Source organism: Sorangiineae bacterium MSr11954 (assembly GCA_037157815.1).
In the GTDB taxonomy this organism is placed as follows: domain Bacteria; phylum Myxococcota_A; class Polyangia; order Polyangiales; family Polyangiaceae; genus Pendulispora; species Pendulispora albinea.
Window position 1 is genome coordinate 4,386,376 of record CP089984.1, and the last position, 15,453, is coordinate 4,401,828.

Annotated in this window: 13 protein-coding genes; 2 read left to right on the top strand and 11 right to left on the bottom strand. The window is 67.7% G+C overall.

Going from position 1 to position 15,453, the window contains the following annotated elements; genetic code table 11:
• Positions 1 to 11: 11 nt before the first annotated feature.
• The 4 genes from LZC94_17265 to LZC94_17280 all read right to left on the bottom strand — a co-directional run bounded on the left by LZC94_17265 (position 12) and on the right by LZC94_17280 (position 3,428).
• Entirely contained in the window at positions 12 to 503 is a 492-nt protein-coding gene (locus LZC94_17265; GenBank protein ID WXB18974.1) for an SRPBCC domain-containing protein, read from the bottom strand.
• A complete protein-coding gene (locus LZC94_17270; GenBank protein ID WXB18975.1) occupies positions 500 to 853 on the bottom strand; it encodes a metalloregulator ArsR/SmtB family transcription factor in 354 nt (117 codons plus the stop codon). Before LZC94_17270 ends, LZC94_17265 begins: the two co-directional genes overlap by 4 nt.
• On the bottom strand, positions 853 to 1,299 hold the full coding sequence (locus tag LZC94_17275; GenBank protein WXB18976.1) for a VOC family protein: 447 nt from the start codon (positions 1,297 to 1,299) through the stop codon (positions 853 to 855). Before LZC94_17275 ends, LZC94_17270 begins: the two co-directional genes overlap by 1 nt.
• 647 nt (positions 1,300 to 1,946) lie before the next feature.
• Positions 1,947 to 3,428, bottom strand: a complete 1,482-nt coding sequence (locus LZC94_17280) for a peptidase M1 (protein ID WXB18977.1) — start codon at positions 3,426 to 3,428, stop codon at positions 1,947 to 1,949.
• Positions 3,429 to 3,540: 112 nt separating this feature from the next.
• On the opposite strand from LZC94_17280, the gene LZC94_17285 reads away from it, so the two are divergent.
• Together LZC94_17285 and LZC94_17290 are read left to right on the top strand one after the other, a co-directional pair.
• The gene (locus LZC94_17285; GenBank protein WXB18978.1) at positions 3,541 to 4,722 is read left to right on the top strand and encodes an MFS transporter; all 1,182 of its coding nucleotides are present in this window, start codon (positions 3,541 to 3,543) and stop codon (positions 4,720 to 4,722) included.
• Positions 4,723 to 4,980: 258 nt separating this feature from the next.
• Positions 4,981 to 5,283 carry a hypothetical protein gene (locus tag LZC94_17290; protein ID WXB18979.1) on the top strand — a complete coding sequence of 101 codons (303 nt, stop codon included), beginning with the start codon at positions 4,981 to 4,983 and terminating at the stop codon, positions 5,281 to 5,283.
• A 29-nt stretch (positions 5,284 to 5,312) separates the two neighbouring features.
• On the opposite strand, the gene LZC94_17295 is transcribed toward LZC94_17290, so the two are convergent.
• From LZC94_17295 to LZC94_17325, 7 genes are all read right to left on the bottom strand, one after another.
• On the bottom strand, positions 5,313 to 6,230 hold the full coding sequence (locus LZC94_17295; GenBank protein ID WXB18980.1) for an MBL fold metallo-hydrolase: 918 nt from the start codon (positions 6,228 to 6,230) through the stop codon (positions 5,313 to 5,315).
• Between the two features lie 62 nt (positions 6,231 to 6,292).
• Positions 6,293 to 8,437 carry an ATP-binding domain-containing protein gene (locus LZC94_17300; protein WXB18981.1) on the bottom strand — a complete coding sequence of 715 codons (2,145 nt, stop codon included), beginning with the start codon at positions 8,435 to 8,437 and terminating at the stop codon, positions 6,293 to 6,295.
• A gap of 68 nt (positions 8,438 to 8,505) precedes the next feature.
• On the bottom strand, positions 8,506 to 9,312 hold the full coding sequence (locus LZC94_17305; protein ID WXB18982.1) for a hypothetical protein: 807 nt from the start codon (positions 9,310 to 9,312) through the stop codon (positions 8,506 to 8,508).
• Positions 9,313 to 9,395: 83 nt separating this feature from the next.
• A complete protein-coding gene (locus LZC94_17310) occupies positions 9,396 to 9,644 on the bottom strand; it encodes a hypothetical protein (GenBank protein WXB18983.1) in 249 nt (82 codons plus the stop codon).
• 15 nt (positions 9,645 to 9,659) lie between these two features.
• Positions 9,660 to 12,773 carry a CusA/CzcA family heavy metal efflux RND transporter gene (locus LZC94_17315; protein ID WXB18984.1) on the bottom strand — a complete coding sequence of 1,038 codons (3,114 nt, stop codon included), beginning with the start codon at positions 12,771 to 12,773 and terminating at the stop codon, positions 9,660 to 9,662.
• Positions 12,773 to 14,050, bottom strand: coding sequence for an efflux RND transporter periplasmic adaptor subunit (locus LZC94_17320; protein WXB18985.1), 1,278 nt, complete (start codon positions 14,048 to 14,050; stop codon positions 12,773 to 12,775). Before LZC94_17320 ends, LZC94_17315 begins: the two co-directional genes overlap by 1 nt.
• Complete coding sequence (locus LZC94_17325) at positions 14,047 to 15,327, bottom strand: TolC family protein (GenBank protein WXB18986.1); 1,281 nt, start codon at positions 15,325 to 15,327, stop codon at positions 14,047 to 14,049. The genes LZC94_17320 and LZC94_17325 overlap by 4 nt, the downstream gene beginning before the upstream one ends.
• Positions 15,328 to 15,453 lie beyond the last annotated feature (126 nt).

Genomic DNA, 15,453 nt, shown 5'->3' on the forward strand with positions numbered 1-15,453 from the left:
CGGGCGCCATCTCAGCGCGACAAGCTCTGATGCGCAACATGGTTGCGAAAGGAGATGGCGAGCTCGCCCCACCAGCGGCCCATGCTGTCGGTGAACGCTTGCCCCGGAAGGCCATGGCGAACGGGATGATCGGGCCGCAAAGTGCTGAAGCCGCGGTGCTCCAGAGTCACCTGGGTGCCATCGTTCATCGACTCGAAGCGGACCTCCACCTCGGTGATTTCGCCGGGCGCGAAGGTGATGCCGCGCCACTCGAAGACCAGGCGCGCGCCGGGATCCCAGACGAGCACGCGGCCGACCTCGAACGTGCCGCGCTCCTCGCCTCCGAACGACTCGACCAGGCGGCCGCCGAGGGTGCCCTCGAAGCGAAGCACCCCTTGTCCTCCGAATCGAAAGCGACGGCCGCGCTTCCACCAGAGGTCGATCTCCTGGGTGAACACCTCGAAGGCATCGCCGGGGGAGACGGCCACGAAGGTGGTGACCCGCGCGCGATCGGCGGGCTTCATCGGGGCGCCTTGTTCCCGCGGGTGCGCTCGGCGTGCGCTTTGAACGCATCGAGCTGCCCGCCCCAGAACGTCTCCACCTCGTCGAGCCAGTCGCGCAGCCTGGCGAAGGGCTCGGGGCGCAAGCGGTAGACGCGGACGCGCGCATCGTCCTCGAGCTCGTCCTCGGCCACCAGCCCCGTCTTGCGGAGCACGCGAAGGTGCCGGCTCATGGCCGGCGGGCTCATATCGAAGGCGGCAGCCAGCTCGCCCGCGCGCTGCGGGCGCCGGCGCAGAAGATCGACCACCCCGCGGCGCGTGGGATCGGCCAGCGCGGCGAGGGTGCGATCGAGATCGACGGCCGCCGCCGCCATCAGGCGCCCTTGACCGATCCGCGCAGGCGCTGCGCGAAGTACCAGAGGTGCCCTTCGCAATCGAGCGCCGAGTAGCCGCGGTCGACGTGGTACTCATCGCCGTAGTTCGTGGTCGCGGGCTCGGTGACGATGGTCGCCCCCGCGGCGCGCGCGCGCTGGCAGTGCGCCTCCACGTCGTCGACGTACATGAACAGCGACTGCGTGTTGACGCCTTCGAGCGCGCGCGGGCTCTTTCGCGTGGGCCCGCAGCGCGAGGAGGAGGAGGCCATGATGACGCCCTCGCGGTACTCGAGCTCGGAGTGGACGATGCTCCCGTCGTCGCCCTCGATCTTGAGCCGAACCTGAAAGCCGAACGCGCGGCAGAGCCAATCGATGGCCCCGGGGCCGTCGTCGTAGAAAAGCGAAGCGGAGATGCGGGGCCAACCCTCGGGGAGCTCTTTGGACATGATTCACCTTGTCGTTGCGGTCGCGCTTGATTGTCGCGAATGGTTAATAGTTAACGATAGGGTGAAATATTGTCAAGGCACTCATCCGGCGCACCGAGCCGCACGAGGCGATCGGCGCGCCACGGGCCGTGGACTGTGGTGTCGGCTTCGTTGCGGTGGATCCGTTCCGGTGGAGCCGTTACGACGGCCCGTTCCGGTGAAACTGTTCCGACGGCTCCTTCCGGAGGAACTGTTACGGCAGCTCGCTCGGAGGAACCGTTACGACAGCTTGTTCCGGAGGATCTGTTTACGACAGCTCGTTCCGGAGGAACCGTCACGACGGCCCGTTCCGGAGGATCTGTTTACGACAGTTCGTTCCCGAGGAACTGTTCCGACGGCTCGTTCCGGAGGATTGTTACGATGGCTCGTTGCGGCGGATCCGTTCCGACAGCTCGTTCCGGAGGATCGTTCCGACAGCCCGTTCCGGAGGAACCGTTCCGACAGCTTGTTCCGGAGGATTTGTTTACGACAGTTCGTTCCGGAGGACCGTTCCGACAGCCCGTTCCGGAGGAACCGTTCCGACAGCTCGTTGCGGCGGATCCGTACGACGGCCCGTTCCGACAGCCCGTTCCGGAGGACCGTTCCGACAGCTCGTTCCGGAGGAACCCTTACGGCGAGCTCGGGCAGAGCGTGCTCCACTCGTCGGGGCACTCGAAGGAGCGCAGCCAGCCGTTGGCGAGCGCCTCGATCGCGTCGGCCTTCGAGGGGGCGTGCCACTTCAATGTCTGGAGGAGATCCTCCATGCGGGCGGCCTCGCCGCGATGGCGCGCATAGAAGTGCGCGAGCGCGCGATCGAGGCGGTCCTCGCCGATGAGCTCTGCCACCTTGCGATAGAAGTATGCGCCTTTGTAGTAGGGCACGCCCGACCAGAGCGGGTGGTGCAACAAGTCGATCTGGTTGCAGGTGGTGTCGGGGAGCGCGATCGTGTTGGGGGTGGAGGCCTGGTCGGCGTCGCAGCGCGCCTTCAGCCGGCACTCGTAGGACGGCCATACGTCGACGCCTTGCTTCTTCAGCGCGTGCGCGGCCAAGTACGTGGTGGTGCCCTCCGAGAGCACGAAGTCTTCCCAACAGGCGACGCGCACACCATTGCCAAACCAGCCGTGCGCGGCCTCGTGGGCGTGCGTCTCCTCGTTGTACATCGAGCCTTTGGCCACGTGCCAATATGGATGGTGCTCCATGCCGCCGTAGTCGCCCGGTCCCCAATTGGCCGATACGCTGCCGACGACCTTTCCAAAGGTGTAACGGCCATACGTCCTCTCGTAAAAGTCGAACACGTTCCGCAAGTGCGCGGTGCCTCGCGCGGTGTCCGCCTCTTGGCCGGGCAGGTGCCACGCCTTCACGCGCGTGCCGAAGAGGGTGCTCCCCAGGTCGATTTCGGTGAAATCGCCCACGGCGATCGCCGGCATGTACGAGGGCGCGTCGCCCGGAACGTTCGTCGGGTAAATGGCCTTCGAGCCCTCCGGAGCCCCCGTGACGTGCAGGCGAAAGCGGACGCCGTCCGATGGGGAGGATTTGCACGGAAATAGATTGCCGCAGAAGTAGGGCCACAAAAAGCTGACACCTGCGCTCGGATCCCAGCCGTCGAATTGATTGTGCCCCTTGAACGTATATTCGACTTCGATGCGAACCGGCCGATACGAGCGCCCGATCGCGACATGCAATTTGCCATTGGCGGCCGTGTACGCGAGCGGTCCGTGTTTTCCGGTGACGCTGTGGATCGTGAGATCGCCGATTTCGAACGATGCGGAGCTCCGTCCGGGCGCTGCGATCGCGAGGGCCGCCTTTCCGCGCAAATTCGCCACGTCGAGCTCCAGATCCGTCTCCAGAAGGTCGTACGACCAGCTCTCGGCGGGCGTGTCCTTCGCGGTATCGACGGTGCCCTCGGTGTCATCGATTGTCGCCAGCGCACCTTCGGCAGGACTCGCCGTCGCCAGTGCACCCGTGGCGCCCTTCGCTGTTGCGCGCGCGTCATTCGTCGACGCGAGCGCCTCGTGAACGCGAGAGCCCTCCGGCTCCAGCGGTGCGCTGTCACACGCTGCAAGAGGGGCCACGAGCAGAACGAGTGCCGAGGTTCGAAGCAAAATGCGCATGGGTAACTCCGAGCGAAAGGATCGCGAGCCAAAACGGACGCCGGCGGCTCCGTTGAACGGTCGTGCTTCGTTACCGGCACCCGTCCGGGGCGTCAAGGTTACACTCGCCCCCATGGCCGCGCCCCGGGTTCCTTGGATCGATCGCGCCGTGGTGGCCATTGGACTGGCGAGTCTCTTTTCGGATGTGGGGCATGAAATGGCCACGGCGGCCATGCCGGCGCTCCTCGCGTCCTTTGGGGCATCGTCGGCGGTGCTCGGGTGGATCGAAGGGCTGTCCGATGCGGTATCGAGCTTCGCCAAGCTCGTATCGGGGCTGTACAGCGATCGCCTCGCGCGCCGCAAACCGCTCGCCGTCGTGGGTTATTTTCTGACCGCCGCGGGCATGGCGAGCTTCGCGTTCGCGACCCAAAGCTGGCACGTGCTCGTGGGGCGGGTGGCCGGCTGGCTGGGGCGGGGAGCGCGCAGCCCCGTGCGCAATGTGCTGCTCACCGAGGCAACGACCCCCGAGACCTACGGCCGCGCGTTTGGATTCGAGCGCTCCATGGATAGCGCCGGCGCCATCGTGGGCCCCCTGGTGGCGCTGCTTCTCGTGGCCACCGCCGGCGTGCGCGCGACGTTTTTGCTCACCGTGGTGCCCGGGCTCATCGCCGCGCTCTTGATTGTCTTCCTCGTAAAGGAAAAGCCCCACGCGCCGCGCCCCAAAGCCTCGCTCCTCGGTGGATTTTCGCGCTTGCCGCCGCGCTTTCGACGCTTTTTGCTGGGCGTCGGCTTGGCCGGCCTGGGCGACTTTTCGAATACGCTCCTGATCCTATGGGCCACGCAAGCCTGGACACCGCGCTTCGGTCTGGAGCGCGCGGCCACCCTCGCCGTGGGGTTCTATGTCGGCTACAACGTGGTCTACACGCTATCTTGTTCGGTGTGCGGCATGCTCGCGGACCGCTTCGACAAGCGTTATGTGCTGGCGGGCGGATATGCCCTGGCGGTCTTTCCGGCCGCCGCGCTGCTCGTCCCCGGCGACTCGTTCGTGAAGTTCGCCATCGTCTTCGGTGCCTCCGGTGCCTATATGGGGGCCTGGGAGACGGTGGAGAGCTCCACGGCCGCGAGCTACCTCCCCGCCGAGGTTCGAGGTACCGGCTTTGGCATCCTCGCGACGGTCAACGGCCTGGGCGATCTGCTCTCGAGCGTCTTGGTTGGAAGCCTCTGGGCCGTCTCCCCCACATCCGCCATGCTCTATGTGATCGTGATGTCGCTCGGCGGCGCAGCCGTTCTCGCGCTCACACCGGCCGAGGCCTGAGGTCGAGCGCGAGGCCTGAGGTCGAGCGCGAGGCCTGAGGTTCGGCCGCCGATAGAAAATTAGCGGTTCCCTCGAAAAAAAAGAATCGCCGGAGGGTGCCTGCTTTCGATCCGCGGCGGTTACATCAAGGGAGAGCGACCAAGGGGCACCTCATGAGGTGCTGCGTTTGTGCTCTTGGCTAGGAGGTAGCATGAGGTTTGGGCATAGGATGAATGCGTTCACTTCGTCGACTCCCGTTGGGCATGAGGTAGCCCTCACGTGGCGCTAGGCGAAACGGTGTTGTGGCAGCTCGGCAAGGCGCACGGGTGGCTCGAGGCGATGGCCCACAATGTCCTCATCGTGCTCGAGGCGCGCGGCGTGCCCATCACGGTCGAGATGCGCAATCGGGTGTTTGGGTGCACCGAGCTCGATCAGCTGGAGATCTGGCTCGTTCGCGCGGCCACCGCCCGGAGCCCCAGCGATGTCATGTGCGATGACGAGGACCTCGACCTGGAAGCCTGTCCCGCGACGCAGCGGGAAGGTTTCCTCGCCCACGTGGTCCCGTTTCGCGATCGCAATTAGACCGCGATTAAGACGTGATTAGACCGCGATTAGACCGCGGCCGGCGCGAGCCGTTTCGTTTCACCGATGGGAAAGATCCAGAGGCGCTCGGGATCGTGCTGGCGTTCCTGCCAGAACGCCCGGAGGCGCTGGGGCGGCTCGCCCATGGGCTCGTCGGTGAGACGGAAGGTTCCCCAGTGCATGGCCACCAGGGTGCGCGCATTCAGGATCTCCCATGCGCGCCCTGCTTCCTCGGGCCCCATGTGTTGCGCTTGCATGAACCACGTCGGATCGTAGGCCCCGATGGGCAAGAGCGCGTAGTCGATCGCCGGGAACCGCCCGGCGATCTGCGCGAACACCTCCTCTTTGAAGGCGGTGTCCCCCGCGTGGTACGCCGTCCCGTCCTGGCTCTCGTAGACGAAACCGCCCCATAGCCGCCGGTTGCGATCCCATGGAAGCCGCGCCGACCAGTGTTGCGCAGGCACCAAGGTGATGGCCACGTCGCCCTCGCGGTGGGTCTCCCACCAACCGAGCTCGATGATGCGCGGCAGACCGGCGCGGCGAAGGACCTCGCCCACGTCTTTTGGCACGATGTAGAGCGCATCGGGGCCGATGCGGCGCAAGGTTGGGATGTCCAGGTGATCGTAGTGCGAGTGCGATATGGTGACGATGTCGGGCACCGGGATACGCTCGAGCGCGACCCCGGGAGGGCACGTGCGCTTGATGTGCCCCACCCGCGTCGACCAAATGGGATCCGTTGCAATGAGCTCTCCGCCCAGCCGCATCAGCCAGGTGGCGTGGCCGACCCATGTCAACGATGGCGCGGAGGACGCGATGAGCGCGCCATCGTTCTCCATGCGCGGGGGCAGGAAGCCGCGCTCGGGGCGCGGGCGGTTCCAGTTCCACTTGAGAAGCTCGCCGAGGCCTTTGTCGGGGGTGGTTCCATCCAGATTCGTGTAGAGGGGCACCCCCTGCACTTAATCCCCGCCCAAAGCACGGTCCAGGCCCCCGGCGGCGCCTTCACCAAACTTCACGTACCGCCGGCGAGGCACCGCGAAGGTTCACCCGGCGAAAGGATCCACACCTGGTGGATGGCACGCGTCAGCGCAACATGCAGCATGCGCCGGTGCAGCGGGGTATCTGGATAGCTCGGGGCATTCGCGTCCGGCACGATCACGTAATCGAACTCCAGCCCTTTGACCTGCGCCACCTCGGTGATCTCCACCCCCGGCGCAAAGGCAAAATCGCCATCGAGGACGAGCCGGGCGGGCAGGGCGCGCGCCACCACGTCGTGAACGGCCCGCGCCGTGGCCGCGTCGTGCGCGATGACCGCCACCATCGCGCGCGGCTCGGTGCGCGCGAGGCCGCGCAGCGCCTCGGCCACGAACACCGCGGCGTGGCCTTCGTTCGGCAGCACCGTGTGCAAGACGGGGCCGCCGTCCCGCACGGCCGCGGGCTTGGCGGCGGCCGCCTCGGGGCCCAGGATCGCGTACGCCGCGTCCAGAATGGGCCGCGGACAGCGGTACGACGTCTTCAAGTAGCTCGCCGTGGTGCGCACGCCCAATGCGGAGAGGGTATCGTCCCACGACGTGAAATAACCGTCACCATCGATGACTTGCGCCTCGTCTCCGGCGATGGTCGCGTTGCCGTGCAGGGCATGTCCGAGCACCCGCAGCTCGATCGAGGTCAGGCTCTGCGCCTCGTCGACCACCAGGTGGCGCGCGCGCCGCAGCTTGCCCGCGCGCGTCTGCGTACGCCCCGTCTTTCGCCAGAGGAGCTCGAACAGAACGGCGTAGTCCTCGATGTCCACCGTTCCGGCCACCGCGTCGGGGGTGCCATCGTCGAGCGAGCGCCCGTCGAGGGTCACCAGCCGATCGGCGTCCACATGGGCAAATCGAATTTCGCTCGGCTCATCGAGCTGCCGCCGCGTGTGCTCCGCCGTTTGCTCGACCCCCGCGCGCGTGAGATCGCCGCCCGAATCGCGAACGGCGTGCGCGAGCAGCGCGCGATCGCCGACCAGCGCGTAGAGATCCTCGCGCACGTCCTCGAGCTTTCGAAGCTCTTCGCGAAAGGCCTCTTCGAGGAGCGGACGTTGCTTGGGGCTGGCCGCCGCGAGCACCTCCACCGCGCCGCGCTCGAGCCTTTTCTCCAGGATGGGCTCACGGCGCGCTTCGAGGGCGCGCTGAATCGCCCCCCGGCCCGCGTGCACGCGGTCGATGCGGGCCGCGAGCTCCCGGGTGCGCTGGTCCAGGAGCGCGTCGATGGCCGAAAAAAGGGCGGGGTGGCGCTTGATCCGGCGCGCGCCGAGCGGGGTCTCCGGCGCTTCGCGGGCGGGCAGCCATGGAAAGATGCGGCGCGCCTCCGCGCGGATCCAATCGTCGAAGGTGCGCACGGCCACCGCGTCGAGCCCCAGATCGCGCAGCATCCGCTCCGCCAGGTGGCGGAGCCCCGCCTCGGGCACGATCACGAGCGCCTTCTTCGGGTCGAAGTCGCCTTTGCGCGCGCGCGCGATGCTCGCCACCCGGTGGATGGCGACCGTCGTCTTCCCCGAGCCGGCCGCGCCCAGCACCAGCACCGTCTCATTGGGATCGCGCTCGAGGAGCGCCGTCTGGTCGGAGCTCAAGAGCGCGGCCATGTTGCGCTGAAAATCCGGACCGCGGCCGAACAGATCGACGGCCAGCGGCTGCCCCGGCGCGCGCGAAAAGGTGGGCAGGAGCACGCCGGTTTCGAAGCGCCAGGTGCCGTCCACCTGCCGCAAGGCTCCGTTGGGGACGGTGATGGCCGAAGGTTCGTCCTCTTCGAAGGTGACCAAATGGCGCCGCTCGAGGATCCCGGTCACGGTGCGGCCGTTTACCTCGATTTCGTACTCGTCGCCCGGCTCGCACGCAAAAAAGACCTCGGCAATCGGCGCGCGCCGGTAGTCGACCACGGTGATACCCCCTTCGGCCGATGTATCGATGTGCGAGTCCAGCCCGAGGAGCACATCGCGCGCCCGCCCCGCGGAGCAGATCCGCATATGTGCGAAATACGGAGGAGCGCCTGCCTTTCCTCGTCGCGCAGCTTCACGCGCCGCAGCCGCCAGCCGTTTCTGCTCGGCGACGATGATCCATTCCCCGGCCGTCAACTCGCGCACAGCGCGGGCTTGCGACCGTACCCCGATGTTTTCCGCTGCCATGGGGGCGAAAGCTAGGAATCGCGCCGCATCCGTTCAAGAATGTTGAAAAATTCGCGAATTTAGTATTATTAATGCTGGGACGAGGGCGCGTTTTCGCTCCCCGAACTCCCTGAAGAAGCGCTGAGCAGCTCGCCCGACGTCACCCGGCGCTGCGCGATCGCCGACGCCAAGGTGAAAATGAGCGCGACGGCGCGGCAGGATTCCCCGACCGTCTTGCGCAGCAGGGGGCTCACGGGGAACACGCTGGTGGCCGCCATGAACCCGTCGTAGACAAGCCAGCCTAGAAAGCTGGCGGTCAGCATGATCCACGGCCACGCCAGCCGGCCGCCACGAAGCGCGAGCGCCGTGGGGAGCACCGGTGCGATCAGGCACAAGCCGATCAGATCGCCCACTTGCGACGCAATGCTCACGAACGCCGCCGGATCGCCTTGAACGGCGGCGCGCACGTGGATGGCGAGCGAGCCGCATCCGAAGAGCACCGCCAAGCCGCCCGCCGCGAGGTACGCGCGAAGCCGGCTTCGGTCGGTGTCGGGGAGCTCGGCCACGGCCCATGCGCGGCCGAATCGCCAACAGCTCGCCACGCCAAACGCGTTGGCGGCGGCCGCGAGCAGCGCGCGCACGAGGTGGATATCGCGGGCGGTGTCGAACCCGGGGATCAAGGTGGTGTCGCGCACCAGCAAGCACGCGAAGCACGCGCCCTGGTAGAACCAGCCGCGCCGCAGGTAATCGCCGGGTTGGAAGGCGAACGCGGCGAGCAGGCACCCGGACACGGCCAGCACCTTGAGCGACTCGTTGCTTATGCGAAAGAACGCCGGGAGCACATAGGCCGGTAGCAAGGCCGCCCCCAGCACGAGCACGAAGACCCAAGCGGGCACGAGCAAGGTAAGCCGGCGCAGACTGGGGTCTCGAAGACCAAATTGGGGACTACGAGCGTCCGCATTTCTCGGCGGCGGTATGCTCATAGGCCAAGCTCTTTTCCTATCTGCCCCAACAGCACCTCCGCGTACGCGCGGCCCACGAAGGTGCGGAGCATGGGGCGAAGCGCCGCTTGAAGCTGCGGCACGTCCTCGAGCTTGAGCGTCTCAGGACCACGGCCGAGCGCCTTGATCGTGAAGGTCTTCACGGCCACGCGACTCGTGTTGGGGCCGAGATACGCGGCGAGTTTCTCCGCGATGCGCTCGGCGATGGGATTGCCCAGGGGATCCATCCGTAAGGGAGCCTATCACCCCTCAGCGTACGGCGCCTCGTGGGGCTTTGCGGCAAAAAAAGTGTAAATCACTGGTAGGACGAATAGCGTCAAAAGAGTAGCAGTCGCGAGCCCTCCGATCACCACCGTCGCCAGTGGTCGCTGAACTTCGGCCCCCGGCTGCGTCGAGAGGGCCATCGGAAGGAACCCCAGCGAGGCCACCAGCGCGGTCATCATGACCGGGCGCAGGCGCTCCTCGGCCGCCTCGCGCATGGCCACCACCCGCTCCTTGCCCTGCTCCTCCAGGTGCTTGGCGAATGATACCAGTACGAGACCATTTAGGACCGCCACCCCGAAAAGGGCGATGAACCCGATGCCCGCCGAGATCGAGAAGGGGATGCTCCGGGCCCAGAGCAAGACCACCCCGCCGACCACGGCGAAGGGGACGTTGAGGAAGATGACCAACCCCAATCGCACGGAACGAAAGGCGAGCCAGAGCAAGAAGAGAATGAGCGCCAGCGAGAGCGGCACCACAATCGCGAGTTTGCCCTTGGCCTCCTGGTAGTGCAAAAATTGACCGCCCCACTCCACACGGTAGCCGGTCGGTAGTACGACATCGCGGCCGACCATGGCTTGCGCGTCGCGCACCACCGAGATCAGATCCCGACCGCGCACGTTGAACTCCACGCTGATGCGGCGCGACTGGTTTTCGCGGTTGATGGCGGCGGGGCCGTCCACGAACGCCAGATCCGCCACGTCGCCCAGGGGGACGATCTGTCCACTGACCGAACGAAGCGGTAGCGCACGGAAGGACTCGAGCTCCCCGCCGGTCGCAAGCTGGACCTTCACCACGATGTCGAAGCGCCGTTCGCCTTCGAGGACGTCGCCCGCCTTGTGCCCCACGGCCATGGTCTCGGCGGCTTGGTTGACATCGTCGACCGTGAGCCCGTAGCGTGCGAGCTTGGCCCGATCCGGTTCGATGCGCAGGTACTTGAGCCCCGCCGTTTGCTCCACCCGTACATCGACCGCCCCATCGACGCGCCGGATGGACGCGGCGGCCCGCTCGGCCAAACGTCGGAGCTCGTCGAGATCGCGTCCGTAGACCAGGAGCGCCACGTCGGAGCGCACCCCCGCCACCAGCTCGTTGGTGCGCATTTGAATCGGCTGTGAAATGGCGGCTGCGATCTCGGGCACGTCGGCCGCCAATCGCTCTTCCAGCTCGCTCGCCAGCGCCTCCTTGGATAAGCCTCTTCGCCACCTCTCGCGCGGCTTCAGGCCGAGGTAGACGTCCGATTGCTCGATGCCCATCGGATCGGTGGCCACCTCGGGCGCGCCCGTGCGCGTGACCACGTGATCGATCTCCGGTATTTCGCGCGCGACCCGCTCGAGCCGCGTGGCCGTGGCGTTGGACTCGGTGAGCGAGATGCCCGGCAGGCGCCGCGCCTCGATCAGCAAATCGCCCTCGTCGAGCTGCGGTACGAACTCGGCGCCGACCCGGCCCGCGAGCCCGATGGCCACCGCGAGGCCGGCCACCGCGGCCCCCACCGTCCAGAGCCGATGGCGCATGCATGCACGAAGCGCAGGGACATAGCGCTCGTGCACCTTGCGCACGATCCATGTTTCGCCCTCGTGGGGGCGCACGAAATAGCTCGCCAGGACGGGCACCAAGGTGAGCGAGAGCAGGAAGGCGCCGAGGAGGGCGAGGAGCACGGTGATGGCCATGGGCCGGAACATTTTCCCCTCGATGGACGACAACGTGAGGATCGGCAAATAGACGATGGCGATGATGGTCTCGCCAAAGACGCTGGCCGAGCGCACCTCCAGGGTCGCGGCCTCCACCACGTCGCGGCGCTCGTCGGGCGAGAGCGCCCGGTCCATGGCGCGCTGGCGCTCGGTGAGCCGGCGCACGGCGTTCTCCACGATGATGACCGCGCCGTCGACGATGAGCCCAAAGTCGATGGCGCCGAGGCTCATCAGGTTCCCCGAGAGCCCGAGCGCGTTCATGGCGATGATCGCAAAGAGCAGCGCCAGCGGGATGGTCACCGCGACCACCAGGCCCGATCGCACGTCGCCCAGCAGCAAGAGGAGCACCACGATGACCAGCGCCGCGCCCTCGGCCAAGTTCTTTCCGACCGTCTTGATGGTGCGCAAGACCAAGGTGGAGCGGTCGTAGAACGGTTCGATGCGCGTGCCCGGCGGGAGCGAGGCCTGGATGGCCGCGAGCTTCTCCTTTACGGCCTCGGTGACGGTGCGCGAATTTTCCCCCAGGAGCATCAGGGCCACGCCGATGACGACCTCGCCCTCGCCGTTCATGGTGGCCGCGCCCCGCCGCAGGCGCCCGCCGAACTCCACGTCCCCCACGGTGGCCACCGTAATGGGCACCCCCTGCGGGGTGGACCCGATGACGACCTTGCCGAGATCGTCGAGGTTCTTCACCAGGCCGCGGGTGCCGATGACGAACTGCTCGCGATCGCGCTCGATGTAACCGCCGCCGGCGTTGGCGTTGGATTTTTCGAGGGCGGTCACCACTTGCGCGATGGACACCCCGGCGGCCTGCATGCGCTTGGGGTCGAGGCGCACTTGGTATTGCCGATCCTGACCGCCGAAGCTGTTGACCTCGACGATGCCGGGCACGATCCGCAGCTGCGGGGCAATTTGCCAATCGAGGACCTCCTCCAGCTCCATGAGCGAGAGGCGCTCGTTGCGCACGGTGAATTGATAAATCTCGCCCAGCCCCGAGGTGATGGGCCCCATCGAAGGCTTGCCGTAGCGATCGGGCACATTGTCTTGCGCTTCGCGCAGCCGCTCGCCGATTTGCTGGCGCGCAAAGTAGATATCGGTGCCGTCGCGAAAGACGATGGTCACCACGGAGAGCCCGTACTTCGATATCGAGCGAATCTCGGTGGCGCGCGGGACGCCGGCCATGGCGCGCTCCACCGGCACGCTGATGTACTGTTCGACCTCCACCGGCGCGAGCGCGGGGGCGGAGGTGATCACCTGGACTTGCACGTTGGTGACGTCGGGCACGGCGTCGATGGGCAAGCGCAGCGCCTCGTAGATGCCGGCGGCCACGAGGAGCAAGGTCCCGAGCACCACGATGGCGCGGTTGTGCAGCGAGAAGCGGACGACCGCGGAGAGGAAGGCCAGCATTACTCGGCCTCCGCCAGGGTGCCGCGCAAGACGGCGCTCTTGAGGGTGAACGCGCCGCGCACGACCACCGGCTCGTTCTCGCGAAGGCCGGAGACGACCTCCACCTCGCCCAGCGCCCCTTCGCCGAGCACCACCTCGTGCAGCTCGAAGTCGCCGTCGGCCTCGCGCACGAACACGATCTTCTTGTCGAAGGCGTCGATCACCGCCGTGCGGGGCACCACCAGCGCCGCGGTGCGCGGGGTGCCGCTGGTGATTTCGACCTTGGCGACCCCGAAGAGCCCGATGCGCAGGCGGTCCTCCTCGTTGGTGAGGCGGACCCGCGCCGTGAGGGTGCGCGCCACCGGGTCGATCTCGCGCCCGATGTACTCGAGCTTTCCGGCGAAGGGCTGATCGGGAAAGGCGTTGAGCCGCACCTCGGTGGCCGAGCCAACCCGGAGCCTCCCGAGATCTTTCTCGAAGACGCGCCCGAGGAACCAAGCCTCCGACAGGTTGGCGATGGTGGCGATGGTGGCCTCGGTGCTCACCGGCTGCCCCACCACCGCGTCGCGCCGGGTGACCACCCCGGCGATGGGCGCGCGGAGCACGATGCGCGAGCTGACCGCGTCGCCCGGCGATCCCATGGCGCGCACCAGCTCACCGGCGGCCTTGGCCTGGGCGTCGAGGGCGTCGGCCTCGGCGCGCGCGGAGCGGACCTCTTGATCGGCGGCGAGGCCCTTGGAGGCGAGCTCCGTCAAGCGATCGGCGTTGAGCTTCGCGGCTTGTGCGCGCGCGACGCTGCCGGCGAGATCGGCCTTGGCGCGCGCAAAATCCGGCACGCGGACGGCGGCCAGCACTTCGCCTTTCTGGACGGTGCTCCCTTCGCGGAAGCTCACCTGCTCCAGGCGTCCGGCGACGGGCGACGCGATCTTGGCGATGCGATCCGGATCGGCGGCGATCTCGCCGGGGAGCTCGAGCACGTTGGCGAGCACTTTGCGCGCGGCGGGCGCGGTTTCGATTTTGGCGTCGGCCACCGCGCGCGGGGTGAGCTTGACCCGCTTCGGGAGCTCTTCGTGCTCGGGTTCGTCGGAGTGCTCGGGGTGGTCGGTGGGCGCTTTCGCGGGTTTCGCGGCGGCGGGCGCTTTGGCGGCGGGCTTTTCCTCCGCGGCCTTCGTCTTGGAGCACGCGGGGAAGAACGTGATGAGCGCGGCGCATGCGGCGAGGCGCGCGGCGCGGGTGGCGAGGCGCGCGGCGCATGCGGCGAGGCGCGCGGCGGGCGGGGCGAGCGTGGTGCGGTTCATCGGGCGCTCCCTTCCAAGGCGACGCCCGTCACGCGGGCGAGCTCCACCGAGGCGAGGCAAAGCTTTCGCCGGGCCTCCACCGAACCAAAGAGCAAATCGATGAGCGAGCGTTGCATGATGAGCGCGTCGCGCAAGGCGAGCTTTTGCGCGGCGACTTCGTCGGCGATGGCGCCGAGGGCGATCTCCGCCTTGCGCACGGCCTCCGGATCGAACTGCTCGGCGGCGCGCTTGCGCCGGGAGAAGGCCTCGACGGCTTGCACCACCTGCACCGCCGTCTCGCGCCGCAGCTGCTCGGCGCCGGCCTCGGCGCGCTCGGCGAGGGCGTTCGCCTCCGCGATCTCGCCGGCGTTCGTTCGTCCGACCGGGGAGGGCAGGGGAATCGGGAACGACAGACCGACTCCGAAGCCGCGCTCCTCGGGCCAATCGCGGCGAAGGAAGATCGACACGGTGGGGTTGGGAATGCGCATGCGCCGGAGCACCCGCGCGCGCGCTTCTTCCGCGCGGCGCTCGGCCACGGCGGCGGCGATCTCGGGTTTTCCCGCCAACGCCGTCGCCGTCAGCGCGGCCGTCGGTGCTTCGCGCACCGCCACCGGCGTCAAGCTCCCCATGGCGCGCGCACGCTGGGAGGCAGGATCGCCCCCGACCAACATGGTCAGCAAGGTCGCGGTCTCCACCCTCCGCTGCTCCGCCTCCAGCGCCAAGGTGGTGAGCTGCGTCGCCTCCGACTCGGCGAGGACGGCGTCCACCGGCGCCGCCAGCCCAATTTGCGCGCGCGCCGAGGCGTACCCTTTGAGCGCCCTGGCGAGCTTGGTGAGCTGCTCGGCGATGCGTTCGCCCTCCACCGCCGCGAGCTGATCGAAATAGGCCGACAGCGCCGCCGCCGCCACATCGCGCCGCGCCGCCACCAGGCGATGGCGTTGCGCGCTTTGCTGCGCCTCCGCCTGCTCCACCCGCGCCCCGCGCTGCCCTGCGATCTCCAGCTCCTGCGAGAGGGTGGCGCTATAGAGCGTATTCGCCTGCCGCATCGGAAGATCCGTCGGCGTGCCCAAGGTGAGCGACAGCGAAGGATTCGATGGCAAAACGACGGACGCCGCCTCCCGCCTTCCTTCGCCCGCGCGCACGCCGCGCTCCTCCGCGCGCACCGTCATGCTGCGGGCGAGCGCGCACGCCACCACCGTCTCCCGCGTGACATCCGTGCACTGCGCCCGCGCCTCACGCGCGAGCGCGACCGATGCAGCAAACCCTGCCACCTTCGCAAACAAAACCCAACGATTCATAAAAGACCCCTGCGTTACCGCGACATCCGCCAAAGGGCGCGCCACGGCTCCCCGCATCGAGCCTGCCCGAGTGCTCTGCGCGCGTGAACGCGAAACGCTGCGCATCCATACGCGCGGCACACGGGT

Bases quoted from the DNA above. Each gene is read 5' to 3' on its own strand.
- LZC94_17265 (WXB18974.1), bottom strand. From the start codon at position 503: ATGAAGCCCGCCGATCGCGCGCGGGTCACCACCTTCGTGGCCGTCTCC.
- LZC94_17270 (WXB18975.1), bottom strand. From the start codon at position 853: ATGGCGGCGGCGGCCGTCGATCTCGATCGCACCCTCGCCGCGCTGGCC.
- LZC94_17275 (WXB18976.1), bottom strand. From the start codon at position 1,299: ATGTCCAAAGAGCTCCCCGAGGGTTGGCCCCGCATCTCCGCTTCGCTT.
- LZC94_17280 (WXB18977.1), bottom strand. From the start codon at position 3,428: ATGCGCATTTTGCTTCGAACCTCGGCACTCGTTCTGCTCGTGGCCCCT.
- LZC94_17285 (WXB18978.1), top strand. From the start codon at position 3,541: ATGGCCGCGCCCCGGGTTCCTTGGATCGATCGCGCCGTGGTGGCCATT.
- LZC94_17300 (WXB18981.1), bottom strand. From the start codon at position 8,437: ATGGCAGCGGAAAACATCGGGGTACGGTCGCAAGCCCGCGCTGTGCGC.
- LZC94_17310 (WXB18983.1), bottom strand. From the start codon at position 9,644: ATGGATCCCCTGGGCAATCCCATCGCCGAGCGCATCGCGGAGAAACTC.
- LZC94_17315 (WXB18984.1), bottom strand. From the start codon at position 12,773: ATGCTGGCCTTCCTCTCCGCGGTCGTCCGCTTCTCGCTGCACAACCGC.
- LZC94_17320 (WXB18985.1), bottom strand. From the start codon at position 14,050: ATGAACCGCACCACGCTCGCCCCGCCCGCCGCGCGCCTCGCCGCATGC.
- LZC94_17325 (WXB18986.1), bottom strand. From the start codon at position 15,327: ATGAATCGTTGGGTTTTGTTTGCGAAGGTGGCAGGGTTTGCTGCATCG.